Origin of the sequence: Paenibacillus agilis (assembly GCF_007786455.1) — a bacterium.
Classification (GTDB): domain Bacteria; phylum Bacillota; class Bacilli; order Paenibacillales; family Paenibacillaceae; genus Paenibacillus_B; species Paenibacillus_B agilis.
In genome coordinates this window covers 208,238-232,182 of record NZ_VNJK01000004.1, presented here as the reverse complement: position 1 = coordinate 232,182, position 23,945 = coordinate 208,238, and the positions used below count along the sequence as shown (strand labels likewise).

General features: G+C 45.5%; 23 protein-coding genes. 8 read left to right on the top strand and 15 right to left on the bottom strand.

Annotated elements, in window-relative coordinates:
* Positions 1 to 54: 54 nt before the first annotated feature.
* Complete coding sequence (gene asnB, locus FPZ44_RS22300) at positions 55 to 1,908, top strand: asparagine synthase (glutamine-hydrolyzing) (protein ID WP_144994090.1); 1,854 nt, start codon at positions 55 to 57, stop codon at positions 1,906 to 1,908.
* A gap of 75 nt (positions 1,909 to 1,983) precedes the next feature.
* Here asnB and FPZ44_RS22295 read toward each other — a convergent pair whose 3' ends face one another.
* The 4 genes from FPZ44_RS22295 to FPZ44_RS22280 form a co-directional block, all read right to left on the bottom strand.
* Positions 1,984 to 3,285 carry a homocysteine synthase gene (locus FPZ44_RS22295; RefSeq protein WP_144994088.1) on the bottom strand — a complete coding sequence of 434 codons (1,302 nt, stop codon included), beginning with the start codon at positions 3,283 to 3,285 and terminating at the stop codon, positions 1,984 to 1,986.
* A gap of 184 nt (positions 3,286 to 3,469) precedes the next feature.
* A complete protein-coding gene (gene rdgB / locus FPZ44_RS22290; protein WP_144994086.1) occupies positions 3,470 to 4,126 on the bottom strand; it encodes an RdgB/HAM1 family non-canonical purine NTP pyrophosphatase in 657 nt (218 codons plus the stop codon).
* Between the two features lie 6 nt (positions 4,127 to 4,132).
* Positions 4,133 to 4,894: a ribonuclease PH gene (gene rph / locus FPZ44_RS22285; RefSeq protein WP_144994084.1), complete on the bottom strand. Its 762-nt coding sequence runs from the start codon at positions 4,892 to 4,894 to the stop codon at positions 4,133 to 4,135.
* 135 nt (positions 4,895 to 5,029) lie between these two features.
* The gene (locus tag FPZ44_RS22280; protein ID WP_144994082.1) at positions 5,030 to 6,121 is read right to left on the bottom strand and encodes a GerMN domain-containing protein; all 1,092 of its coding nucleotides are present in this window, start codon (positions 6,119 to 6,121) and stop codon (positions 5,030 to 5,032) included.
* A 195-nt stretch (positions 6,122 to 6,316) separates the two neighbouring features.
* Here FPZ44_RS22280 and FPZ44_RS22275 point away from each other — a divergent pair, with 195 nt between their 5' ends.
* On the top strand, positions 6,317 to 6,913 hold the full coding sequence (locus FPZ44_RS22275) for a phosphatidylglycerophosphatase A family protein (RefSeq protein WP_144994080.1): 597 nt from the start codon (positions 6,317 to 6,319) through the stop codon (positions 6,911 to 6,913).
* A 114-nt stretch (positions 6,914 to 7,027) separates the two neighbouring features.
* On the opposite strand, the gene FPZ44_RS22270 is transcribed toward FPZ44_RS22275, so the two are convergent.
* From FPZ44_RS22270 to FPZ44_RS22240, 7 genes are all read right to left on the bottom strand, one after another.
* Complete coding sequence (locus FPZ44_RS22270) at positions 7,028 to 8,119, bottom strand: MBL fold metallo-hydrolase (protein ID WP_144994078.1); 1,092 nt, start codon at positions 8,117 to 8,119, stop codon at positions 7,028 to 7,030.
* 101 nt (positions 8,120 to 8,220) lie between these two features.
* The gene (locus FPZ44_RS22265; RefSeq protein WP_186786190.1) at positions 8,221 to 8,955 is read right to left on the bottom strand and encodes a class I SAM-dependent methyltransferase; all 735 of its coding nucleotides are present in this window, start codon (positions 8,953 to 8,955) and stop codon (positions 8,221 to 8,223) included.
* A gap of 349 nt (positions 8,956 to 9,304) precedes the next feature.
* Complete coding sequence (locus FPZ44_RS22260; protein WP_144994074.1) at positions 9,305 to 10,366, bottom strand: Gfo/Idh/MocA family protein; 1,062 nt, start codon at positions 10,364 to 10,366, stop codon at positions 9,305 to 9,307.
* 106 nt (positions 10,367 to 10,472) lie between these two features.
* Positions 10,473 to 11,198 carry a ThuA domain-containing protein gene (locus FPZ44_RS22255; RefSeq protein ID WP_144994072.1) on the bottom strand — a complete coding sequence of 242 codons (726 nt, stop codon included), beginning with the start codon at positions 11,196 to 11,198 and terminating at the stop codon, positions 10,473 to 10,475.
* Between the two features lie 68 nt (positions 11,199 to 11,266).
* Complete coding sequence (locus FPZ44_RS22250) at positions 11,267 to 12,235, bottom strand: sugar phosphate isomerase/epimerase family protein (RefSeq protein ID WP_144994070.1); 969 nt, start codon at positions 12,233 to 12,235, stop codon at positions 11,267 to 11,269.
* 49 nt (positions 12,236 to 12,284) lie between these two features.
* Positions 12,285 to 13,367, bottom strand: a complete 1,083-nt coding sequence (locus tag FPZ44_RS22245) for a Gfo/Idh/MocA family protein (protein WP_144994068.1) — start codon at positions 13,365 to 13,367, stop codon at positions 12,285 to 12,287.
* Between the two features lie 50 nt (positions 13,368 to 13,417).
* Positions 13,418 to 14,176 (bottom strand): sugar phosphate isomerase/epimerase family protein, encoded by a 759-nt coding sequence (locus FPZ44_RS22240; protein WP_144994066.1) that lies wholly within the window; start codon positions 14,174 to 14,176, stop codon positions 13,418 to 13,420.
* Between the two features lie 274 nt (positions 14,177 to 14,450).
* Here FPZ44_RS22240 and FPZ44_RS22235 point away from each other — a divergent pair, with 274 nt between their 5' ends.
* From FPZ44_RS22235 to FPZ44_RS22215, 5 genes are all read left to right on the top strand, one after another.
* Positions 14,451 to 15,293, top strand: coding sequence for a helix-turn-helix domain-containing protein (locus tag FPZ44_RS22235; RefSeq protein WP_144994064.1), 843 nt, complete (start codon positions 14,451 to 14,453; stop codon positions 15,291 to 15,293).
* Between the two features lie 908 nt (positions 15,294 to 16,201).
* Positions 16,202 to 17,059 carry a MurR/RpiR family transcriptional regulator gene (locus FPZ44_RS22230; protein WP_144994062.1) on the top strand — a complete coding sequence of 286 codons (858 nt, stop codon included), beginning with the start codon at positions 16,202 to 16,204 and terminating at the stop codon, positions 17,057 to 17,059.
* A gap of 7 nt (positions 17,060 to 17,066) precedes the next feature.
* Positions 17,067 to 17,795 (top strand): glucosamine-6-phosphate deaminase, encoded by a 729-nt coding sequence (nagB, locus tag FPZ44_RS22225; protein ID WP_144994060.1) that lies wholly within the window; start codon positions 17,067 to 17,069, stop codon positions 17,793 to 17,795.
* The gene (gene nagA / locus FPZ44_RS22220; protein WP_144994058.1) at positions 17,788 to 18,963 is read left to right on the top strand and encodes an N-acetylglucosamine-6-phosphate deacetylase; all 1,176 of its coding nucleotides are present in this window, start codon (positions 17,788 to 17,790) and stop codon (positions 18,961 to 18,963) included. The genes nagB and nagA overlap by 8 nt, the downstream gene beginning before the upstream one ends.
* Positions 18,964 to 19,335: 372 nt before the next feature.
* Complete coding sequence (locus tag FPZ44_RS22215; RefSeq protein WP_144994056.1) at positions 19,336 to 19,584, top strand: hypothetical protein; 249 nt, start codon at positions 19,336 to 19,338, stop codon at positions 19,582 to 19,584.
* Positions 19,585 to 19,845: 261 nt separating this feature from the next.
* On the opposite strand, the gene FPZ44_RS22210 is transcribed toward FPZ44_RS22215, so the two are convergent.
* Both FPZ44_RS22210 and FPZ44_RS22205 read right to left on the bottom strand, forming a co-directional pair.
* Complete coding sequence (locus FPZ44_RS22210) at positions 19,846 to 20,070, bottom strand: helix-turn-helix domain-containing protein (RefSeq protein WP_028594140.1); 225 nt, start codon at positions 20,068 to 20,070, stop codon at positions 19,846 to 19,848.
* Between the two features lie 224 nt (positions 20,071 to 20,294).
* Positions 20,295 to 21,017 (bottom strand): YhcN/YlaJ family sporulation lipoprotein, encoded by a 723-nt coding sequence (locus FPZ44_RS22205; RefSeq protein WP_186786189.1) that lies wholly within the window; start codon positions 21,015 to 21,017, stop codon positions 20,295 to 20,297.
* A 257-nt stretch (positions 21,018 to 21,274) separates the two neighbouring features.
* Here FPZ44_RS22205 and FPZ44_RS22200 point away from each other — a divergent pair, with 257 nt between their 5' ends.
* Positions 21,275 to 22,363 (top strand): glycosyltransferase family 4 protein, encoded by a 1,089-nt coding sequence (locus FPZ44_RS22200; RefSeq protein ID WP_144994052.1) that lies wholly within the window; start codon positions 21,275 to 21,277, stop codon positions 22,361 to 22,363.
* A gap of 52 nt (positions 22,364 to 22,415) precedes the next feature.
* On the opposite strand, the gene FPZ44_RS22195 is transcribed toward FPZ44_RS22200, so the two are convergent.
* Positions 22,416 to 23,354, bottom strand: coding sequence for an NAD-dependent epimerase/dehydratase family protein (locus FPZ44_RS22195; protein ID WP_144994050.1), 939 nt, complete (start codon positions 23,352 to 23,354; stop codon positions 22,416 to 22,418).
* A gap of 78 nt (positions 23,355 to 23,432) precedes the next feature.
* On the bottom strand, positions 23,433 to 23,789 hold the full coding sequence (locus FPZ44_RS22190) for a hypothetical protein (RefSeq protein ID WP_144994048.1): 357 nt from the start codon (positions 23,787 to 23,789) through the stop codon (positions 23,433 to 23,435).
* Positions 23,790 to 23,945 lie beyond the last annotated feature (156 nt).

Below are 23,945 nucleotides of genomic sequence, written 5' to 3'. Positions count from 1 at the left end.
CAGCTCGGTCATCGGTCTTCTCGGTAGTATCGGAGCAGAGAGGATGAACAACTTATGTGTGGAATAACAGGATGGATCGATTGGAACCGCGACCTCGCCACGAGCCATAATACAGCCATTGTTGAGCAAATGACGGAAACATTAACAGCAAGGGGACCAGATGCAAAAGGAATTTGGATTGCAGGTTCATGTGCACTCGGCCATCGCAGACTAGCTGTCATTGATCCGACGAATGGCGCCCAACCTATGGTCATTCATCACGAAAGCGGTACTTACGCAATTGCGTACAATGGTGAACTTTACAATGCAAGTGAACTGCGGGAGGATCTGCTTCATAAAGGTTACAAGTTCCGCACCCATTGCGATACAGAGGTACTTTTGGTTGCATACATCGAGTGGAAGCAAGCCTGTGTAGAGCGTTTAAACGGTATTTTTGCTTTTGCTGTGTGGGAAGAGACCGAACAGAGACTATTTATGGCTCGTGATCGACTCGGAGTTAAACCCCTTTTCTATGCGGAAGGAGAGGGCTGGTTTGCTTTTGGTTCCGAGCCTAAAGCATTGCTGAAGCATCCTAACATATCACCCATTATCGGTTCAGAAGGGGTTGCAGAAATTTTTATCGTTGGTCCTGCCCGCACCCCAGGACATGGCATATACAAGCAGCTGCGAGAACTACGGCCTGGAAAAACGCTGACCTATGATCACAACGGCAGCCGTTCATCCACCTATTGGCAGCTTGAAAGCTATGAACACGAGCACAATGAGGAACAGACCGCTCAACATGTTAGAGAACTATTACTGGATACGGTAGAACGCCAACTTGTATCTGATGTTCCCGTCTGTACCTTGCTGTCTGGAGGTCTTGATTCGAGCGCATTAACCGCACTGACTGCCCTGCATCACAAGCGGAATGGATTAGGTCAGGTAAACACCTTTTCCGTCGATTACGTAGACAACGATAAACACTTCAAAGCACATAGTTTCCAACCAAATGCGGATGAGCCTTGGATTCAGCGAATGGTGGAAGAACTGCAAACAAAACATCATTATATTAAATTTGATACTCCCGAATTAGTCGATTCTTTGACAACAGCCGTTCATGTTCGAGATTTGCCCGGAATGACAGACATTGACGGATCATTGTATTTATTTTGCCGTGAAATCAAAAAGCACGCCACGGTAGCTTTATCGGGCGAGGCCGCTGATGAAGTATTCGGCGGTTATCCTTGGTTCCACAGAGAAGAAGCATTATCAGCCTCCACCTTCCCATGGGCCTTATCAGTGCCCCTCAGAACCAGCTTATTGAAGCCAGAAATTGCTGACGCGATAAAGGGAGAACAGTATGCAGCTGACCGTTATTCCCAAGCTGTCGCAGAGGTTCCCCTACTTAACGGGGAAGATGAAGCAGCTAGTCGAATGAGAAAAATGTCTTATTTGAACATTACGAGGTTTATGCCTACTTTGCTTGATCGTAAAGACAGAATGAGCATGGGTGTTGGGCTTGAAGTTCGTGTGCCTTATACTGACCATCGCTTAGTGCAGTATGCATTCAATGTGCCATGGTCCATTAAAACACATGGTCATCGGGAGAAAGGACTGCTTCGTAAAGCACTAGAAGGGCTGCTCCCGCATGACGTTTTATATCGCAAAAAAAGTCCTTATCCAAAAACGCATAATCCAAGTTATCTCAATGCCGTTCGTACGCAAGTATTGCAACGATTGGATGACCCGAGCTCTCCTCTCCATACGTTTATTCAAGCTGATCGCATTCGCAGTATCGCTGCTTCAGAAGAAGCCAGCTCCAATCTGCCTTGGTTCGGTCAACTGATGTCTGGACCGCAGCTATTCGCTTATTTGCTGCAAATCGATTATTGGATGAGAAGCTATCAGATCCAAGTTCGATTCTAGACAAAAAAGCCGCTTTTCCTTTTGCAGGCAACTCCTGCAGGGAAAGCGGCTCTTTCATTTTTTTAGAACAAAGGATCAAACACGCGCTAATTGGCTAGCTGCTATCGCTTGACCAAGGTCATGAATAATATCTTTGATGGATTCCGTACCAACAGATAAACGAATCAGTCCAGGAGTTACCCCGGCTGACAATTGCTCCTCTGCTGACAGCTGTAAATGCGTTGTGCTCGCAGGATGAATAATGAGTGACTTCGAATCTCCGACATTGGCTAAATGGGAGAGCAGCTTGACGTTCTCAATTACTTTACGGCCTGCTTCCACTCCGCCTTTAATTTCAAATGTCACAATCGCCCCTTGGCCATTTGGCAAATATTTTTGGGCTAGCGCATAGGAAGGATGACTCGGTAGCCCGCTATAGCTTACCGATTGTACAGCCTCATGCTGCTCAAGGTATTGAGCTACCTTTAAGGCATTTTCACTATGACGCTCTACACGCAAATGAAGGGTCTCCAAACCTTGCAGCAGCAAGAAGGCATTAAATGGCGATAAACTCGCACCGAGATCGCGCTGCAATTGAACACGAGCCTTAATAATATAAGCAAGAGAACCTACAGCCTCTGTATACACAATGCCGTTATAACTTGGATCAGGCTCTGTCAAACCAGGAAATTTGTCGGTTGCAGCCCAGTCAAAGCGACCGCTATCAACAATGATGCCACCGATCGTCGTACCGTGACCACCAATGAATTTGGTAGCAGAATGAACAACGATGTCAGCACCGTGTTCGATTGGACGCAATAAATAAGGACTAGGGAATGTGTTATCTACGATGAGAGGAATGTGATTGCTGTGAGCGATTTCAGCTACTGCTTCAATATCAAGCACGTCGCCTTTTGGATTTCCAATGGACTCGGCAAAGAGCGCCTTCGTCTTCGGAGTAATGGCCTTGCGGAAATTTTCAGGATTACTTGCATCCACAAAATGAACTTTAATGCCCAACTTAGCTAATGTATTGGCGAATAAATTATACGTTCCACCATACAAGGTCGAGGAAGAAACGATCTCATCTCCTGCCCCTGCAATATTTAAGATGGCAAATGTAATTGCTGCCTGACCAGAAGCTGTCGCTAAGCCGCCTACACCACCTTCCAATGCGGCCACACGCTTCTCAAATACATCCGTAGTCGGATTCATAATGCGTGTATAAATATTGCCAAATTCCTTCAGCCCGAATAAATTGGCCGCATGGTCGGTGTCTTTAAAGGTGTAAGAGGTCGTCTGGTATAACGGCACTGCTCTCGATTGTGTTACCGGGTCCACTTCTTGCCCCGCATGAATAGCTAGCGTCTCCAATTCGTACTGATACTCCTCACTCATCTTAAACCATCCTTCCCCGTCCACAATTTGGAATTATATTGATGTGAAGAAAGGCACCTTTACACATATACGCTGCAAAGGTGCCTTTATGTATACTACCTTATCGGAAGACGGATCAGATGTCTATAGGATTAAGGAATATTTTATACTTTTTCACTCGGAATTATCGGCATTAAAGAAAAGATTAATGTCCTACACCCAGTGACAAGCGCTGCAGCAATAGGCGCAACGCTTCGCCGCGATGGCTTATGCGTTGTTTTTCCTCTGGAGTCAGCTCTGCCATCGTTCGCTCATAAGACGGAACGTAGAAGTGCGGGTCATAGCCGAACCCATAGTTGCCCCGCGCCTGTTCAACGATGACACCATCACAGGTTCCAACTGCTTCATAGGACTGCTTCGTGTTCGGATCGTACAGCACTAACGCGCAAACAAATTGCGCGGAACTGAGTCCTACAGCTTCTTCCCCATCTGCCAGCACGTATTGCTCTCTGTCAGCCTTTAATGATCTTAAATTGTTGATCAGAAGGGCATTGTTCGCTTCATCATTGCCATGCTCTCCTGCGTAGCGGGCCGAATATACACCTGGCTCACCATTTAAACGCTCAACAGCAAGACCTGAATCGTCTGCCAGCACAGGAATTCGAAGCGCCTCAGCAACGGTCATCGCCTTCTTGAACGCATTTTCAAGAAAAGTTTCGCCGTCTTCTTCTACATCAGGTATTAAAGGATAGTCCGCCAAGCTCTTCACTTGAAGCCCAAGAGCGCTAAACGCAAGGGTAAACTCACGCACTTTACCAGCATTTCGTGTTGCAACAAGGATTGTATCTCCCACGACAGGCATTAGCTCCTATGCCTCCTTGTTGGAAGCTGCTGCAGCCGTAATCTTGTCTGCAATCGCTCCAAGCACTTCTTTCTGATGCCCGATCATATCGAGCACGCCTTTCTCACCCAACGCAAGCAGATCATTTAGCTCTGCACGTGAGAACGGGCTTTCCTCACCTGTTCCTTGAACCTCTACGAATTTGCCGCTTCCCGTCATCACAACGTTCATATCAACTTTAGCTGTAGAATCCTCATCATAGTTCAAATCCAATACAGCCTTTTCCTCGACAACACCAACGCTTACCGATGCGAGGAAATCTGTAATAGGGAACTTCTTTAACGAATGCTGCTCAGCTACTTTATTAAGCGCGATAGCCATCGCTACAAAAGCACCTGTTATCGAAGTCGTACGTGTTCCGCCATCCGCTTGAATGACATCACAGTCCAACGTAACGGTACGCTCACCTAGCGCATGCAAATCTACTACCGAACGCAATGCACGACCGATTAGACGTTGAATTTCCATTGTACGCCCCGTTAATTTACCACGATTGGCTTCACGCTGATTTCTCGTTTGCGTAGCACGCGGCAGCATTGAATATTCAGCTGTAACCCAGCCTTTTCCTTGTCCTTTAAGAAAGGGAGGAACGCGTTCATCAACCGTCGCCGTACACAAAACTTTCGTGTCGCCTACTTCAATGAACACTGATCCTTCCGCATATTTATTCGTATTCGTACGAATTGTAATCGGGCGGAGCTCATCCGCCTTTCGTCCGTTGCTTCTCATTGTTGTGCCTCCTACATTACGTCAACATGACCACCATTTAGTTAGAACATTCCTATTTTAACAAAGTCACGGATGAAAAGCATCTTTGGTAATCCAAAATGTGAGACTCTGCCCGCTACAGTCAAAAGTCCCACATTAGCCTTTCCAAACAGGATCCACTTCTACACGGGATACAGGCTCGGAGTAGTTTTTGTTATCTGTGCCTTTAATATCCTTAACTCCGTTAACAAGCACTTGAACTTTACCAATGTCAGGACGCTCCGTCAACGATAATACAACGGCTTTAATCAGCTCAGACGGAACCTTGTCACCCTGCTCAAACATCGTATCTTCCAAGTTGATTGTTACAAGATCGCCTTTATGCTCAATCTTTCCAATCTTCGTTTCTTCTGTCAACACTCGTGACAGCTGATTAGGATTAAGCGGGCCTGCCACCATCTGTTCTAGCGTTGCTGTCAACGGGTCAGTAGATGGTGCAATCAACCTTGTAATCGGTACGTAGTATGCTTTCCCCTTCTCTGTAAGAGCAGTGAAATATAAGGTAACCGGCGTGGAGTACATATCACTTACTCCGTCCGCTCTTTCTAAATTAATTCCGAAGCTCCGTGATAAACGACCATCAATCGGTGTATCCCCCACTGGCATCGCCGTTAAGCGCTGCCCATTCATCCATAATTGCACATGTTTCACATCAGGCAGTGAGGTTAGCGTCCAGACGATAGATTCGAGTACCTTGCGCTCATCTTCCGTTTTGTATTGATGGAATTCATCGGAGAATTCTACAATGGCAAGCTGCTGCTCTGGCTTAATCGACAGCTGTGTCACTTTAGTTCCTTTAGGAATCGTCGCCTTAAAATCCACTGGCAGCTTCGCCGCATGAGCACCGCCTTCAATAAGAAGTTCCAGCGCCGCCTTGCCCAGCTCATCATTGCTCTTCGCTTCCCATTTATACCCGATAGGGGCTAAATATCCATAACGATCACGTGCATACACAGTCATATTGGGCTTCGCTTGTTCATCTCCAATTTGCATGCTTGTCCCTTGCACACCGCTCGCATTGTTTTCAATTTGCTGAAGCATTTGCATTTCCACATCCAATGGAGGAGCATCGATAGCACTTTCGCCACCGCATGCAGTCAAGCCAACGGTCACCGTTAGTATACCGGCCAACATTCCAAGACGCGACATACGGGAGCGTGAAGATACAGAGGTAGATACATGATTCATTGTTATATATTCCTCCTTGACCTGTAGTGATGCGCACGACAAACAGTCTAGTCTGTCAACGCACCTGTTTGTCCTATGTATACGAACAAGCAAGCAGGAACATGACCACATTTGCAATTTTTGTTGGAAAGATGCATGCTTAACTTGTAGGATAAATCGGTAATACATGAAAGAACATATAATGAGGTGACTTACATGAGCACAGAAAACCATGCAAAAAAGCCATACAGTTTGAATAGCGAATTGGTAGAATCGGTGACAAGAGACTTACTTAAGAAGCGAGGCATAGAGCTTGAACATATTGCTGAGCTCGTCTTGTTCTTACAGCAAAAGTATTACCCTGAACTTACATTAGACTATTGCAAATACAGTGTGGATCAAGTGCTCCGCAAACGTGAAGTACAAAATGCCATTTTGACAGGTATTCAACTAGATATGATGGCTGAGGAAGGCAAGCTCATCCCTGTTCTGCAAGAGATGGTGGAAAATGATGAGGGCCTGTACGGCGTAGATGAAATTTTAGCTTTTTCTATCGTTAACGTATATGGAAGTATTGGATTTACGAACTTTGGTTATGTAGATAAAATGAAAGCCGGTGTCCTTGAACGCCTAAACGATAAAAGTGACGGCCAAATTCATACCTTCTTGGATGATATTGTCGGGGCAATCGCTGCTGCTGCGAGCAGCCGGATCGCTCACCGCAAGCAAGCGGAGCGCGAGGAAGATATGGAGCATATGCGTCAACTAGCAGAGCTGCAAGCTGCTGCTACAAAGGCACAATTAGAAAGCTAATTTCAACTAATTCACAAATGTAAATACATGCAAATCAAACAAGAAGGTTGTCCGAGGCACTGGTAATAGCGCCAAATACGGACAACCTTCTTGTTGAGTATAATCGTTCATTTTTTAACTAATCGTACACTCAGTTCGCTGCGTACAAGCACTCCACACACGTACATCTCCAACTGGCTCCAATGACTGCTCACAATTGACCTGTCCACGGCGTTCAAGCTCTATTAAATGTGACAGCGTCTCTCCCATTGCAAATCGGAATTGGTGTACCGTAAGCCGCCCAACATTCCCAAAGATGCGTGTACATAACTGATATGCCGTCATCGGTTCACGCACAAGCATTCCATGCCATTCAGCCAAGCGCTCTTCATGATGCTGAAGCAAATAATCAATACGCGAGTGATACTGATAGAACGGATTTCGGTGACCTGGCAATACCAGTTCCACCTCTAACCCCGACAACTTTTTTAACCCTTCCAAATACAACAGCAACGGCTGCGGATCGCTGCCCGGCATATAGCTTACATTAGGTGTAATTTGCGGCAGCACATGATCGCCTGCAAGGAGCAAACCATGCTCTTTATTGTAAAAACTTATATGGCCGGGGGCATGACCATGTGTTTCAATAGCTGCCCATGTTCGACCACCAAACACAAGCTCATCCCCATCATTGATATATGTAACCTCTGGAAGCGGGCTTACACATGTCTCAAAGCTATCCATATGTTCCCCGAGCATCCCCATGACCTCTTCAGGTGCACCATGCATACGCATTAACTGCTGTATCCGCTGTGCCATTTGATTACCATCACCCCATAGCATAACAGCATGCTGCCAGCCAATGCGGGACAATACGACAGGCACCTCGTACTTCTGCTGCAGCATCCCTGCCATACCTAAATGATCAGGATGATAGTGGGTTAAAATAATTTGACGTAGAGAGCCAACATGTATAGACAACTTGTCCAACACTTCCTGCCACGCCGCTTCTGCCTGTGGTGTCCGCAAGCCAGGATCAACAATCGTCCATCCTGTATGATCCGATTCACGCATCGCATAAGCATTCACCCATCGAAGCGAGAAGGGCAGCGGTATGCGAATCTGATAAATAGGTTCCAGCTGCTTATGCTCATCCTGCCAAACGGTAATACTCCAATGTTCACTTTCAGCCCATGCTTGACCTTGCCAACGCTTCTCCTCTGCCATCCTCTCAACTTCCTCTCTATTTCCACTAAAGTCTAGGGATCTCACTTACTATACAGATGTATGAATATATAAATAATCGATCGAGCTTGCGAGTATAGGAGTTAACGTTTGTGCCCGATCATGATCAATCTTGTTGATGTCTCTGAATCGTAAGGCGCCCCGTCATAGCCGCCAAATACGGCATCCAGCTGCAACCCTGCTGCGGAGAGCATCTGTTCAAACGGCTCTCGACCGTACAGTTTAACTCGCTCATCGTAATGACGAACCTCACCCGTGTCCAAATGTGTTAGCATGATGTGTTTCTTTACACAGCCATCTTCAATCTTACGCGTTTCCGTAATTCGATTACCTTCATCCACACGTTCAGACTCCGCAACGAGATGATTTTCTACATAGGTAGGATTCAAAAAGTCGATCAGGAATGGCGCACCGGGCTTAAGCACACGGCTTACTTCTGCAATAACTTGACCGTTCTCTTCATCTCGCTCAAAATAGCCGAACGAGGTAAATACGTTGACGACCGCATCAAACGTATTGTCAAACGGCAGCTTACGCATATCACCATGAACGAACTCGACTTGCTCTCCTTGGTCATGAAGGCGCGCTTCACGAAGCAGCACCTCTGACAAATCCATCCCTGTCACCTGATAACCTGCTTCTGCAAGTGCAAGCGAGTGACGCCCCATCCCACAGCATAAATCCAATATATGAGCGCCTTCAGGGAGTTCCAACCAGCTCACCATTCGTTGAACTTCCTCTACAGCACCCTGCATATCACGATGCTTATATACAAGCAAATAATCTTCACCAAAGCTTTGTTCATACCATGCTTTCATTTTCATTCACCTCAATAAAATACAACCATAGACATGCAATCGGCATATGAATCATACGTGCAACACGCATAGTTTCACTGCATGTGCCTCATGCTATTCCACTATTGTACCTGTTAGGGAAGCATTTGTTAACCGTGCTTACTCGATTCATTCTCTTACAATCGAAAACCTCCACATCACATCTTCGTCGCCTATCCAAAAAGAAAAGACTGCCCAGAACAAGTCGCAGCCAATCCTTGCAACTCGTTGTGCAGCAGTCTCCTATTTTCTAATCCTATCTCAAATGGCTAGCTTTCTGCATGTCCGAATCTGAAACAACTTTTAACATTACTAACATAACTGTGATCGCCTAGTCCAAACGAATTTCACGGCCTTCACGCGCTGACTGATACATCGCATCTAGGATACGAATCATATCTACGCCTTGATCTGGCGTAAACTCAGGCTCCACTAAACCAAGCACAGCATCTACAAAATGATTTACATTTTCTTGATGACCCCAGCCGCCAATTGGAACTTGTGGTTCTGAATTGACTGATTGGCCCCCGATATCGGTAAACAACTTGAATGTTTCATTGCGCATAGAGAAGCCGCCCTTGGTACCACGCATTTCCACAAATACGTCATCTTCCTCGATATGAGAAGCCCAACTGACCTCTACTTGAAGCGTTGCTCCATTATCAAAGCGAATAAAGCCAGTTGCCAAGTCTTCAACATCATACGTATTGCCTTCAACATGGCGGGATTCGCCTTCGATCTTCGCTTGAGAAAAGTGACTGTATGTCGCGCCTGTTACAGCAATCGGCTTCGGATTGCCCATGAGCCACATCGACAAGTCAATCATATGAACACCAAGGTCGATGAGCGGACCGCCGCCAGACAGCTCTTTCGTCGTAAACCAGCCGCCTTTTCCTGGGATACCCTTACGGCGTATCCAGCCACAGCGGCCTGTATACAGGTGACCTGCACCGCCTTCCGCAATCCACTGCTTCAGGAACTTCGGACGTGAGCGATAACGGTTGTTACGCATGACCATAAGTACTTTGCCGCTCTTCTCCGCCGCTTCCTTCATACGAAGAGCTTCTTCAGCATGAATCGCATCCGGCTTTTCACAAAATACATGCAGACCGCGCTCCAAAGCCGCGATGGCCAATGGTGCATGCAAATAGTTAGGCGAGCAAATATCGATAATGTCGAGCTCTTCTTGCTCCAGCATCTCTTCCCATTCTGTGTACACACGGACTTGTCCGATTTCATCGGCTACGGCACAAGCGGAAGGTTTATGCGTATCACATACCGCGACGATTTCCGTATGTGGATTGGCCAGAAAAGCGGGCATATGAGCACCGCGGAAAATGCCTCCCGTTGAAATTACACCTACACGCAGCTTGCGTTCCATATTTGCTGTCATCTTCCACACATCCAGTCTCTAGGAATAGAAATATGATAAAAGTACATTCGTCAACCTAGATAACCTGCCCTCTATATCGAAGGCAGGTTATCGAATTGCTTATCTATTAACCGTTCAACGGCTCTAGCGGTTGTGCATGGCCATACGCCGGATAGCTGCGCGTGGACGGCTTCGCCCACTCGACTGCATTGCGGATGACGCGTTGAATTTGTTCGTTATGATACGTAGGATATGTCTCATGACCTGGACGGAAGTAGAAGATCTTCCCTTGGCCGCGCGTGTACGTGCAGCCACTGCGGAACACTTCGCCACCGCTGAACCAGCTGACGAATACAAGTTCATCTGGTTGCGGAATATCAAAATGCTCACCGTACATTTCCTCAGCTTCAAGCTCGATATATTCGCCGATGCCTTCTGCAATTGGGTGACCTGGAGCAACAACCCATAGACGCTCCTTATCGTTAGCTTCACGCCATTTTAGGTCGCAAGATGTGCCCATCAGCTTCTTGAATATTTTTGAAAAATGCCCTGAGTGCAGCACGATAAGTCCCATACCACGAAGAACACGGTTGTATACGCGTTCCACAATCGCATCGTCCACATCTCCGTGTGCCAAATGACCCCACCAAAGCAATACATCAGTGTCATTAAGCACTTCTTCTGTCAATCCATGCTCAGGCATATCCAAAGTTGCGTGACGAACTACGAACGAGGAACCAAGTCCATCGCCGATTGCACTATGAATACCGTTCGGATAAATTTCTGCTACTTTCGGATTGCGCTTCTCATGCTGATATTCATTCCAGATCGTTACTTTAATTGGTTGTGTCATGATGGCTCCGCTCCTATTGTCTATGTTATCAAGTATAGTAGATCCTAGATCCTCGTCAGATTAACGCTTTACACCCACCACATTTCACCTAATGGTTCTTTCATCAAAATCGGCTGTAACGCTTGAACAGCCTTTGTGAAGCCTTCGTCGATTGACATCAAGCCATCTTCATGCTCAATACTAATCACGTAATCGTATCCTACTAGGCGCAGCGCACTAATGATATCTGCCCACGTCTTCGCATCATGTCCGTAGCCGACTGTACGGAACTGCCATGCACGGTCCAGCATGTTCGAGTAAGATTGCATATCCGTAATACCGTGACGATGTACATTCACAGGATCGATGGTTGTATCTTTCGCATGGAAATGGTGAATCGCATTTTCTCGACCAAGGATGCGAATCGCTTGCACTGGATCGATACCTTGCCACCACATATGGCTTGGGTCCAAGTTAGCCCCAATCACATCGCCCACCGCTTCACGCAATTTAAGAAGGGTAGCAGGCGTATGCACAGAGAAACCACCGTGAAGTTCCAGACCAATTTTCACATTGCGCTCAGCTGCATATTGGCCCACTTCTTTCCAGTATGGAATGACCTTCTGCGACCACTGCCAGTCCAAAATTTCTTGGAAATCATTCGGCCACGGCGCCACAGGCCAGTTCGGATACTTCGCACCCTCATGGTCCCCGGGGCAACCAGAGAAGCCATTTACAACAGGAACACCAAGCTCCGCAGCCAAGTCAATTGTCGCCATGAAATCATCATGGAACGCTTTCGCAATCGGCGCTTGCGGATGAAGCGGATTACCATGGCAGCTAAACGCGCTAATCGTCAAGCCTCGGGAGGCAACCGCCTCACGAAAAGCTTCCAACTTCGTTCGATCCGCTAGCAGTTCATGCGGATTCGCATGCTTGTTGCCGGGGTAGCCTCCTGTTCCGATCTCGACTGCCTCAACCCCTTTTGCAGCAATGGTATCTAACGCTTCTTCTAATGGAAGCTGTCCATACAGCACCGTAAATACGCCCAGTTTCATTGCAATTCCTCCTCTAGTATCCCTGTTTGATCCAATCTATTTATTCGAATTATTCGAAGTATACGGCTTTTCCCGTGCTAGCTGATTCGTATACCGCCTCAAGAATTTCAGAAACAACACAAGCTTGTTTCGGCGTAACCACCGGTTCTTTGTCGTTCTCAATTGCGTCGATCCATAGACGCATTTCAAGATCAGGAGCGCTCTCTGTCTCGCCATCATAGAATGCAACGCCACCGCTATTCATTTCAATCTTCTGCTCATACAAGCGGCTATGCTTCTCGCCATTAATCGTCAGGCCATTCCACATATCTGCGCCGCCTTCTGTCCCGCTCAATGTACACATCGCTTCACCAACTTGTGTAACATTCAGCGCCCAGCTTGATTCCAGCATAATTGTCGCACCATTTTTCATCACAATCATACCGAAAGCAGAATCTTCTACTTTGAACTTCTCTGGGTCCCATGGTCCCCATGCATTTGCTGCATCCTTACGGCTGCCAAGCTTATGGAATGACGATCCGAGTACAACCTTTGGCTCATAGTTGTCCATCATCCAGAGCGTCAAGTCCAAAGCATGCGTACCGATATCGATTAACGGTCCGCCACCTTGCTTCTCTTCATCAAGGAACACACCCCACGTCGGAACTGCACGGCGACGAATCGCATGTGCTTTGGAGAAATAGATGTCGCCAAGATCTCCTGATTCACATACTTTTTTCAAATACTGGCTGTCTGAACGGAAACGGTTATTGTAGCCCACCGTCAGCTTCATACCTGTGCGCTCAGCTGCCTCTACCATACGACGCGCGTCTGCCGCTGTCTTCGCCATTGGCTTTTCACACATAACGTGCTTGCCGTTTTCCAAGAAATCTATCGTAATTTCCGCATGAGAATCATTTGGTGTACATACATGAACGATATCGATGGTTTTATCTGCAAGAAGCTCGTTATAGTCTGTTGTTACAACTGCTTCCGCTGTACCGTACTTTTCTTTCGCCTCCTGTGCGCGCTCTTCCTCAATGTCACAGAATGCTACCATTTCTACATTTTTAAGCTTAGCCAAGGATGGCATATGCTTGCCGTTCGCAATACCGCCACAACCAATAATCGCAATTCGATACACTTTAGACATAACGATTCCTCCTCATATTTGGACAGCCGATGCTGTTTGCATTTTAAAAACTATACTAGCTGAAGATGATTCTTTATCCACGCCAAGTTGGCTGCCGAGCTTTCCATAGCACATCGCTGTGTGTTGTCCTGCTCAACAATAAGCCATTCCACGCCAATTTCTTCAGCGGTGCGAGCAATCGCGACAAGATCCAGCTCGCCTTGACCAAGCTCTACGGTAAGCGGGCCTTCCGGCGTGCGTTTCAAATCTTTATAATGAATGAGCGGAAGTCGTTTCGCATGCTGCACAATCACATCGAGCGGCTCAAAGTCTGCATATTGAATCCAGCATACGTCTAATTCCGCAAGTAATTTTGATGATGGTACAAGCTCAAACATCCAATCATGCACCGTTTTCCCTGCTACTGCCGTGGTAAATTCAAATTCATGATTGTGATATACAATTTGAATACCGTGCTTGCCAGCTTGATCCGCTGCTTGCTCCAATATAGATGCTGTATGCTTCAACGCATCCATCGTTTCGTATTGCGCTTTATCCAACCATGGGCAGATCAAATATCGATTGCCAATAGCTAAGCTCATTTCGATATGTTCATCTAAATGTTTGTCCAGCTGCTCTATACCTACATGACTGCCAGCAACCTGCAAGCCATTACTTTTAAGTGTTGATGCCAGCTCCCCCGGTTTCAGGTTGCCGTAACCAGCTAATTCAACGCCCTTATACCCCATCTCTGCTACTCGAGAAAGCGTACCAGTGAAATCTTTCGCCGCTTCTTCCCGAACGGTATACAGCTGCAAGCCAATTTGCATGCTAATCCACCTCATCGTCTTTGGAACATATTTTTTAAAAGCATCATTCAAGTGATTCGAATTCAATCATGGAAATCGTAAATCAGGACCGACTCGGTAAAAAAGCGATGAACAAAACAAAAGAGTAAAGCGCTTTCTTACTGATGGTTTCATTGTGCCATATCCATCTCTGACTGAGAATGAAGGATATAGCCTATACATGAACAATCCTGCTGAGTATACTAATAGTAAGAGCGAATGCTATACACGACTACGAATGAAATGAGGCATCAGCATGGAACAACAATCGACGAAGACAACACGGCCCATCGATGTTTTATTTTCTGGACATGCCCGTCATTCCAAAGCACATAATTTAATTATTCCAGAGATGAAACACTACTTAATTCGACTGCAGTTAGAGGGAAGCGGCCATACAACGATAGATGGAGCAGACAAGCCAATTAAGCCCGGAAGCCTTTTGCTGCTTAAGCCAGGGGATTATTATAATTTAAAAATTGGCTATACCGATCCCGAACAGCTCATCCCGCTAACCAAAGTACACAGTCTTGACTACTACTTAATTATTAATGGACCTATGGTGAAACAATGGTGGACTAAACACTTTAAAGAACCGCTCGTTGAGATTGATCTGGAAGATCGAATGTTAGCTATATGGCGGGAGATTATGATGGAGCATCGATTAGACCCTACGAACATGAACGATATCGTTGAGCATTTAACGTATGTATTATTTCGCTACATGGAACGAACGTTAGCAGGACCTGGATTGAGCGCGGCTCATGACTTGCCGCGTACTGTGCTCAAAATGAAGCAATTTATCGAACAATCATCTGCTGATCCGTTTACGATTAAAGACGTTGCGGACTATGTTCAGCTTAGCGAATCTCGTGCCTCCCATCTGTTTAAGGGGGCAACAGGCAAGTCCATTATGGATTACGCGATAGAGTGCCGCTTAAATATGGCATGTGAGCGGATACTGCATGGCTATATGTCATTGGAGCAAATCGCAGAGATGTGCGGGTTCCAGAGCTATACGTATTTTCATCGCACCTTTAAAAAGCGACTTGGGTTGTCCCCTAGCCAGTATCGCGAACAACGAACTTTAGGAAGATAAGTATTTAGCGCAGCTAAAAGTAACTAAGTGGATTTAAGAGGAATTAAGAGGATTTCTAGAAGATCGTGTTCCCATTTAGCAACATAAAGCGGATAAGAATCGTTCTGGTAGCTGTTGCATTATGAGCAGTTATGAGCAACGTAGTTGCGCATAACTTGCGTTAAATGTTGATATGGACAAAAATGCAGTTATTTTATTTAAAAATCTGCGATTAGATACAAATAAGGACAAATGTGCAGTTATTTTAAGCCATTATGACTCAAAGAGGACTAAGAGGTAAAAATAACTGCATATTTGCGGATAATTCCTCTAATAAGCACTTTTACAAAATAAATAACTGCACATTTGTCTCGATTGTAGACACATAGCTAAAAACTCCCGTTACCAAGCCTCTTTTTTACGAGAAAACAACCTCTGCTTCCACTTTAAAGTAGATATTAAGATCCTAGATCTTTGAAATCCCCTTTCGAGGTACTTTAGGAGGTACTTTAAAGGTACTTTGGAGTCATTAGTGAGACCTATACGTGTAAATTGCAACGTTATCTAATTCATGCGGACACTTTTTTTGGACATCCCCTTACTTATTCAAACATTACCTATATCACCTATACATTCAGATACAAATCGAATATTAAGATACATCGATAGGATTTTGATTTTGATTTTATTTTGATTTACACATAAGAGGGACAATCTAACATACATGCATTACTTTAGTTGGGGCCTTTCACAAATGCTCTGCACATCATTTTTAACAGAGAATTGGTATTTCCATGAACTTTGTTTGTATCTATTGCAACTGAACAGAATGTCTTATATGCTAAGGGTATCTCATTAAAATAATTTTCACACCAACGATACTGTTTACGAAAATGATTTTTACATTAATATTGTAAAGGTTGATAGCTTTGTCTAGTATCCTACATGCTATAGAGCAGCGACATGATCAGTTCCATCAACAAGAAAGCAAGCTGGCTGCGTACATTCTGCAATTCCCGAGCAATGTGATCAATATGGGAATAACAGAATTGGCAGAACAGTCTGGCACCTCAGCAGCAACCGTGACGCGCTTTTGCAAGTCGTTCCATTTTCGTGGATTTCCCGACTTTAAGACGAAGCTGGCTGCCGATCTTGCCCAACAGACATCTCCGCTAACTTACCAAGATATTATTGCAGGCAATCCGCTAGCGGACATCGTCAAGGCAATCGAGGCCAATCATCTCCGTTCTATCGCAGATACCACTCGCCTATTGGATATACCTTCCTTGACACGGGCAGTAACTGCATTGAATAGAGCGCGCCAAATTGATTTATATGGGGTAGCTACATCCGGTATCGTAGCGCTTGATTTCTATCAAAAGCTGATTCGGATTGGCAAACGGACTACGGCGTTCCAAGATCCACATATGCAAATTACATCAGCAGCTAATTTGACAGAAGAAGATGTTGTTGTCGCGATTTCTTATTCAGGTGAAACACCTGAGACGATTGAAGCGCTGCAATGCGCAAAGGAGCGCGGTGCTACGACGATATCGCTGTCCAAGGTTGGCTCCAGCCGCTTAGCAGAGCTTGCTGATATTAACTTATTCGCCTCTTCACTAGAGGAAGGCATGCGCAGAGGAGATATGGCTTCTCGAATCGCTCAGCTGCACGTGATTGACACGTTGTTCGCAGCCATGGTCAGTGAAGCATTCGACGATCATATTCCAATGCTAGAACAATCGTATCGCATGGTACGCAAGTACCGTAAAGATAAAGGGAGGTAATGGCATAATGAATATTATGACTTTTAACACTAACGAAGAATTGAACCAAATCGCAGCAGGTATCTTTGCGAGCCTTATCCAAACGAAACCTACTGCTGTTCTTGGCTTAGCAACAGGAAGCACGCCAATCGGTATTTACCAAGAGCTTATTCGCTTGAATGAAAAAGGCTATGTTGACTTTAAAGATGTTACATCCTACAACTTGGATGAATATTGTGGACTTCCAGCCGATCATCCAGAAACATACCGTTCCTTCATGAACGTACAATTGTTCAACCATATTAATATCGATAAAGCACAAACACATGTACCTAACGGTAATGCAGCTGACTTACAAGCAGAAAGCAAGTCCTACGATGAGCAGCTTGCTAAAGCTTCGATTGATCTACAATTGCTTGGACTTGGCCACAACGGTCACATCGGCTTCAACGAGCCAGATGCAGAGCTTCATGCAGGAACGCATGTCGTGAACTTGAAAGAAGAAACTCGCCAAGCGAACGCACGTTTCTTCAACTCGATTGACGAAGTTCCTACACAAGCAATTACTATGGGCGTAGGCTCCATTCTTAAAGCAAAAATGGTCATGCTTGTCGTTCGCGGCGCAGAAAAAGCTGACATCGTTCACCGCGCTTTGACGGGTCCAATTACGACGGAAGTGCCAGCATCCTTGCTGCAAACACATCCTAACGTGGTGGTACTTCTCGACAAAGAGGCGGCGAAACATTTCCATGCATAAGACAACTTTTACGATTAAAAATGCTCAAGTCGTGACGTTGAACGGCATTATTTCTAACGGTGTAGTTCGTATCGTTGATGGTCGTATTGCCTATATCGGCACACAAGCACAACTGACAGAAGCAGAACAAGCGTGGCTGTCCGATGCGATTGACGCTGACAATGGCTACTTGCTGCCCGGCTTCATTGATGTTCATGTCCATGGCGGTTTCGGCGCGGACTTTATGGATGCAACGGCAGAAGCATACGATACGATTACAAAGTTCCATATGGAACATGGCACGACAGCAATGCTGGCAACGTCGATGACGCAGTCCCGCGAAGCACTTAGCAGCGTAGTAGCAGTTGTAGAATCCTACATCAGCAACGGCTCGTCCTACGCGCAGCTCGCAGGTCTACATTTGGAAGGACCATTCGTCAATCCAAAATATAAAGGCGCTCAAAACGATGCTTATATGATGGACCCGCAATTGGAATGGTTGCAGGAGTGGCATGAGAAGCATCCTGGTATTATGAAGCAGCTAACACTTGCTCCTGAGCGCAACGAGTCGCTCGAAGTGATTCGCTGGTGCCGTGCACAGGGCATTAACGTTGCTGCTGGTCATACAGGGGCAACGTATGATGAGATGACCGTCGCTGCGAATGCAGGCTTAAATCAAGCTGTCCATACGTTCAATGCGATGACAGGCCTTCATCATCGTGATCCAGGCGTTGCAGGTGCAGTGTTAACAGATGACCGCATCACGGCAGAAATTATTGCCGACGGCATCCATGTTCACCCTGCTTGCATCAAGTTGCTCGCTCGCGCTAAAGCACTTGGTAAACTCGTGCTCATTACAGACGCGATGGCAGCTGCAGGCATGCCTGACGGTCAATATGAGCTTGGCGGTCTTGCTGTAACGATGAAGGATGGCGAATGCCGCCTTACAGAAGGCGGTGCGCTTGCAGGCAGCACATTGACAATGATCGAAGCGGTTCGATTCGTCATCAATCAAGTAGGCTTGTCGCTTGAAGAGGCTTCCCGCCTAGCGAGCATCAACCCTGCCCAATTGATCGGCATTGATGAAATGACAGGCAGCATCGAAGTGGGGAAGCAAGCTGACCTCGTGCTAACAGACCGTGACCTGAACGTCAGAGACGTATGGGTAAAAGGAACAGCTAAAGCTTAAACAATAACGGTAATTTGATAATTGCACAGCCCGTATTACTACAAATAATACGAGTTAAGCTATTTTACAATAAAACCTTCAATACCACATGAAGCAGACTCGGGTCAGTCCCCTTTCTCATTAGTGGCGTTGAAGGTTTTTTATATGTACATACAAGCGTGTTATACTCATTTTCATATCTTTATTTTCACAACATGCAAATGTAACGACTGCATTATCTGCATTTCTTTTTATTTATCTTTAAATGAAATAGGTGACCTACTATCATTCTATTCTTATATCTACACGCTCTCACGCTCTGCCTGTAGACGAATAGCTAATACCCTTGGTGTCCTCTATGGGCGGAGCCTCTTTCCAAGGGAGCGTGATGGCATGAAGCCTCATAACAAAAATCGCAACAAAGCCTATGCTAGACATCAAAGAAAGCGGATCATTCAACGCAAGAAGCTGATAGCAGCTCGGTGGGATTGGTCGGTAAAATACGAAGGACGTTTCGCTAAAGGCAAAGTACATTGTTCTTGCTCGATGTGCAGCGAAAAGACGCAGCAGCACGGCTATCCGAAGTCGCAGTTGGTAAAAATGATGAACTGTCGTGAACAGCTGATGGAATGGGATTGCTAAATTTTAAATTTTAATATCCGTTTTAAATCTAGAGTGATTACCTAAATGAATTAGGTAGTCACTCTTCTTCGTCGTATAAGTAGTTCTTTGCAAAAAATAAAGCGTCCCTGCCAGTGCCCGTGAAAGCACTGTGTCGGACGCTCAAACATATCTGATGCAAGCTGCTTGAACTTGCTCATCCCATAACCTTTTATTCCTGCTTACCGTAGTGACAGTAAAGGCAAGATTACAAAGGTTAAACGATAAGGGCGTGAACTGCTATCAGATTTTTAACTCCCCAAGCTTGATAAGCTGGACAACCGCTTGTGAACGACCTTTTACATTTAGTTTCTGCATCACATTCGAGATGTGGTTTCGAACCGTCTTCTCGCTGATGAATAACTGCTGCGCGATATCGCGGGTCGTTTTGTCTTGTACGAGCAATTCAAAGACTTCACGTTCACGGTTGGTTAAAAGGAATTTGCTCTTGTGATCGCTGCCCTTCAAGTGTCACCCCTCCTTGCCCGAGTTTTGTGTAGATTTAACAAGGTTAAGGGATACAGTCAAAGTTATAGTATGAAGGGCACTTACACTTGGTGCGATGCACAGAAAAAATGGGCTGAAATCTTATCCGCCAGCAGAAGAGCACCTTGTACCCTTCATATTGACGATCCGATAGCAGCCCATTATTTTGAACAAATATTATCCGTTATTGATACATAATTAATACGTTATTTTACAGCATGCCCTGCATTTGTAGGGAATACCCGTCTAGTCATCTCATTAAACTCAACTGCAAATCCTTCGAATGGATGACCCGCTCTTACATGATTTGAATATTGAGACATGCGGTTTACAAAATCAGGATTTTCAGATACATACACGTTTTGGCAGTTTGGCGACACTTGCTTGACTGCCTTCGCAATCTTCGTCTTCATATCTTGAGACAAAGTCTGATGATTGCCTGTATTTGCTTTGTTGACCCCACCCTTCCCATGCATAGAAGTGGTAGTTACGGCAACATAAGCATTGTTGTTGCTTTCTACAACATATGCGCGATGAACACCGGGAATAGAAGCCACTTTATCAGCTGCTTTTTGGCTCATAGTAGCATTACGGCCCGAATGCATGCGATTTGTGCCGTAACCGCGATATCCATTGCTATAGCCATTGTTGTAGTTGTTGCTGTAGCCATTATAGCCATAACCGCTCATGCCATCACGGTTGTAGTGATGAGAATATCTTCCGTCTGTTGAATACGGAGTCCCGTAGCCATTTGGATAGCCATATCCATTTGTGCTAGGTGTACCGTAAGGAGCCATACCGTTCGAATAGTTATGAGTCGTATTCGGGTGCGCACCTTTTGTAGTTGTCCCGTTATTGTAACATCCCGTCAAACCTGTCATCATGACTATTGCTGCTGTCAATGTCAGAAGCGCTGTCTTCATACGCATGAACGTAATCCTCCTTATGATGGGTGATGAGTATTGATAAGATGCCGCCATCTGTTATCATGCTCATCAAGCACTCTGCAAATGCTAATAAAAAGTTGGCATTCCCCTGTAGGAAAGCATGTCCAATGCTGCCATACAGCCGCTTCTAAACGGATTGTGAAGCAAGACAACTTGCCCACACCGGAGTCGGTTCAAGCTCATACAATGCTAACAAGCATTCAAAGGTATTTACGCCACATCGTTGGAGGCGGGTAAGATTGAAAATCCTGTTCACGTTCTACGTACCAAGCGGAGGAATTGATACGTTAAATCGCCAACGCTGTCACGTACTCAAACATGTAGGTATCGAAGGCCATCTCCTGTATACGAATCCAGGAAGTGTCATCCACAATCCGACCTCGATTCCAATGTATACGACATCGTTTGATGAAGATATTGCACAACTTATTCGCACTAACCGTTACCAACTTGTTATCGTTTCCTCAGACTATTTAATGCTGGAGCGACTTCGCAGGCTAGGTTACAGAGGTCCTATTCTGTTTGAAGCACAGGGTCTTGGGCATATTAGCCTTGCGGAACGAACCGTACAGGAAGCTGTCCCGTACTTAAGACAACATGCATCTGGCGTTCATCTCCCTAAGACAGCCCATCTTGTCCAATTGTTTCGTAAATATTGTCCATGGCTCCCACAATACTCTTTTCCTAATGTAGTGAACACAGATACGATGCATTATAAATACAATCCACCTGTATCTACCCCTATAGTTGCTTGGGTAGGAAGATTAGAATCCAATAAGAACTGGAAGCACTTTTTAGAAATTGGCTATTGGATGCACTACTATATGCCCAATGTCCGTTTATGGATGTTTTACGATTCGACGATATATGTGGAAGAAGATCGTCAGCAATTCGAGCCTTTCATCCAAAAGCTGAACTTGCAGCATATTTTGACGATTCGTGATCGTGTGCCTCATGCTCATATGGCGGATTACTACTCGATGATCGGTGACTCAGGCGGATTCCTGCTCTCTACGTCCCAAGCCGAGGGGTTCGGCTATGCGGTTGCCGAAGCAATGTGCTGCCGTTGCCCTGTTCTAAGTACGGATTCAGATGGAGTCCGTGCATTTATTACTCATAATGTAACCGGAAAATTTTATCCTTTTGGCAACATTGAACAGGCTGTCCAAGAAGGTCGCTCGCTCATTTCAGATCAAGCTTTACGTGCCTCTATACGTGAACAAGGACTCTTCCATATTAAAAATCATTTTTCACCAAGCAAATATCAGACGGACTTTCTTAATATGGTGAACCACGTACTCGTTCTTACTCACAACAAGCGTAAATAAGAAAACATCCAATCCTAAGTACTTTTCAACAATAGGATTGGATGTTTTTTTGTTATATACTCGACTTCTGGCCAGACTGAACTGCTGCAGCATATTGCCATGTTAATGCCAGTCCTTGATGTAAGGGATAGCTAGGCCGCCAAGAAGATTGATGCTGAAGCTTATCCGCACTTAGGCAACTATGCCGAATGTCACCAATTCGCTTCATCCCCCGTTGCCGTTGAATGTTTCTACCTGACAACTGTTCATATATAAGGCTTAGCTCGTTAATGGAAACAGACTTTCCTGTACTAACATTGAATGTATCATACAAGTGATGAGCAGCAACGGATTGGATAGCACCTGATACATCTTTTACATAAATAAAATCCCTTGTTTGCTCACCATCTCCATGAATAAGGAGCGGTTTATTGTGCAAAATACGATCGGTGAACAAAGCGATGACTCCGCCTTCACCTTTCGGTGTTTGTCGAGGTCCGTATACGTTTGCAAATCGAAGGATGGAAGTTCGAAGCTCGTATTGCTGTGAAAATAAGCGAATGTACTGCTCAGCAGTCCATTTGGATAATCCATAGCATGAACTTGGATGGAGGGAATCACTTTCGCTGATCGTTGTATGAGACTGATCGCCATACACAGCAGAAGTGGAAGCAAAAATAAAGTGGGTTTTAGGTATTGAGGCGCACGCTTGCAGCAATCGAATCGTACCGCTTGCATTTACAGCTAAATCGTCATAGGGATCTTCCTGTGACTTCTTCACATCGGCTTGGGCTGCTAAATGTACAATCACATCGGGCTGTAACGACTGAATGAGCGACACTATAGCACGTCGGCGAATGTCACCGACATGCGTAATGGCTGAAGGATGAATCCAACTGCGACTGCCCGTACTAAAATTGTCTAGCACATGTACTTCATGGCCATTCGATATCAAATCTTCCACAACGTGAGATCCGATAAATCCGGCCCCTCCTGTAACAATAATACGCATCACGCCACTCTCCTTCCTATGAGCGATGCACGAGCTGCTCCTCAACTCGCTGTTCCAGTTCCAAAGTAAAGTCCCCTATCAGCCCGTAATCTCTGTAAATGACAACATGCCCCATTCATGAATAATGTGTCCTCTACGGTTGTACACGCGAAGAATAACATCTAATGGATGACGACCTGATATCGTCGTGAAGAGCTGGACAACAATTTTCCCACCTATAAGCCGAATATCAGATAACTGCACTTCAGCGTTGGGTACACCGGTCGGCATTAGCCGATGAAGATGCTGAGCAAACACGGCATCGTTGGCCGTTAGCCTGACAAGCAAGTTGGATTGCTGTGGACACTGATTTCGGACTAACAAGGTAATTTTGTCATAGGGGGCTTTTCCGTTCCGTTCCACATTATCAATTTGTTGCGAGTAATATACGCTCATAGTATCTTCTCCTCGCTATTTTCAGCTTGCATTAGCGATATCGTGATTACGATATGCTAGTAGGAACCGATTGGCAACGCACTCCCTTTTCATCTTCCGTCCATTTCACAGCTGCTCTAGGAGGACTGCCTATACAAATTTGATCTGCTCCCCATA

What these genes read in the sequence shown, in the direction of transcription:
- asnB (WP_144994090.1), top strand. Translation starts at nt 55, where the DNA reads ATGTGTGGAATAACAGGATGGATCGATTGGAACCGCGACCTCGCCACG.
- FPZ44_RS22295 (WP_144994088.1), bottom strand. Translation starts at nt 3,285, where the DNA reads ATGAGTGAGGAGTATCAGTACGAATTGGAGACGCTAGCTATTCATGCG.
- rdgB (WP_144994086.1), bottom strand. Translation starts at nt 4,126, where the DNA reads ATGCCTGTCGTGGGAGATACAATCCTTGTTGCAACACGAAATGCTGGT.
- rph (WP_144994084.1), bottom strand. Translation starts at nt 4,894, where the DNA reads ATGAGAAGCAACGGACGAAAGGCGGATGAGCTCCGCCCGATTACAATT.
- FPZ44_RS22280 (WP_144994082.1), bottom strand. Translation starts at nt 6,121, where the DNA reads ATGAATCATGTATCTACCTCTGTATCTTCACGCTCCCGTATGTCGCGT.
- FPZ44_RS22275 (WP_144994080.1), top strand. Translation starts at nt 6,317, where the DNA reads ATGAGCACAGAAAACCATGCAAAAAAGCCATACAGTTTGAATAGCGAA.
- FPZ44_RS22270 (WP_144994078.1), bottom strand. Translation starts at nt 8,119, where the DNA reads ATGGCAGAGGAGAAGCGTTGGCAAGGTCAAGCATGGGCTGAAAGTGAA.
- FPZ44_RS22265 (WP_186786190.1), bottom strand. Translation starts at nt 8,955, where the DNA reads ATGAAAGCATGGTATGAACAAAGCTTTGGTGAAGATTATTTGCTTGTA.
- FPZ44_RS22260 (WP_144994074.1), bottom strand. Translation starts at nt 10,366, where the DNA reads ATGACAGCAAATATGGAACGCAAGCTGCGTGTAGGTGTAATTTCAACG.
- FPZ44_RS22255 (WP_144994072.1), bottom strand. Translation starts at nt 11,198, where the DNA reads ATGACACAACCAATTAAAGTAACGATCTGGAATGAATATCAGCATGAG.
- FPZ44_RS22250 (WP_144994070.1), bottom strand. Translation starts at nt 12,235, where the DNA reads ATGAAACTGGGCGTATTTACGGTGCTGTATGGACAGCTTCCATTAGAA.
- FPZ44_RS22245 (WP_144994068.1), bottom strand. Translation starts at nt 13,367, where the DNA reads ATGTCTAAAGTGTATCGAATTGCGATTATTGGTTGTGGCGGTATTGCG.
- FPZ44_RS22240 (WP_144994066.1), bottom strand. Translation starts at nt 14,176, where the DNA reads ATGCAAATTGGCTTGCAGCTGTATACCGTTCGGGAAGAAGCGGCGAAA.
- FPZ44_RS22235 (WP_144994064.1), top strand. Translation starts at nt 14,451, where the DNA reads ATGGAACAACAATCGACGAAGACAACACGGCCCATCGATGTTTTATTT.
- nagB (WP_144994060.1), top strand. Translation starts at nt 17,067, where the DNA reads ATGAATATTATGACTTTTAACACTAACGAAGAATTGAACCAAATCGCA.
- nagA (WP_144994058.1), top strand. Translation starts at nt 17,788, where the DNA reads ATGCATAAGACAACTTTTACGATTAAAAATGCTCAAGTCGTGACGTTG.
- FPZ44_RS22215 (WP_144994056.1), top strand. Translation starts at nt 19,336, where the DNA reads ATGAAGCCTCATAACAAAAATCGCAACAAAGCCTATGCTAGACATCAA.
- FPZ44_RS22205 (WP_186786189.1), bottom strand. Translation starts at nt 21,017, where the DNA reads ATGCGTATGAAGACAGCGCTTCTGACATTGACAGCAGCAATAGTCATG.
- FPZ44_RS22195 (WP_144994050.1), bottom strand. Translation starts at nt 23,354, where the DNA reads ATGCGTATTATTGTTACAGGAGGGGCCGGATTTATCGGATCTCACGTT.
- FPZ44_RS22190 (WP_144994048.1), bottom strand. Translation starts at nt 23,789, where the DNA reads ATGAGCGTATATTACTCGCAACAAATTGATAATGTGGAACGGAACGGA.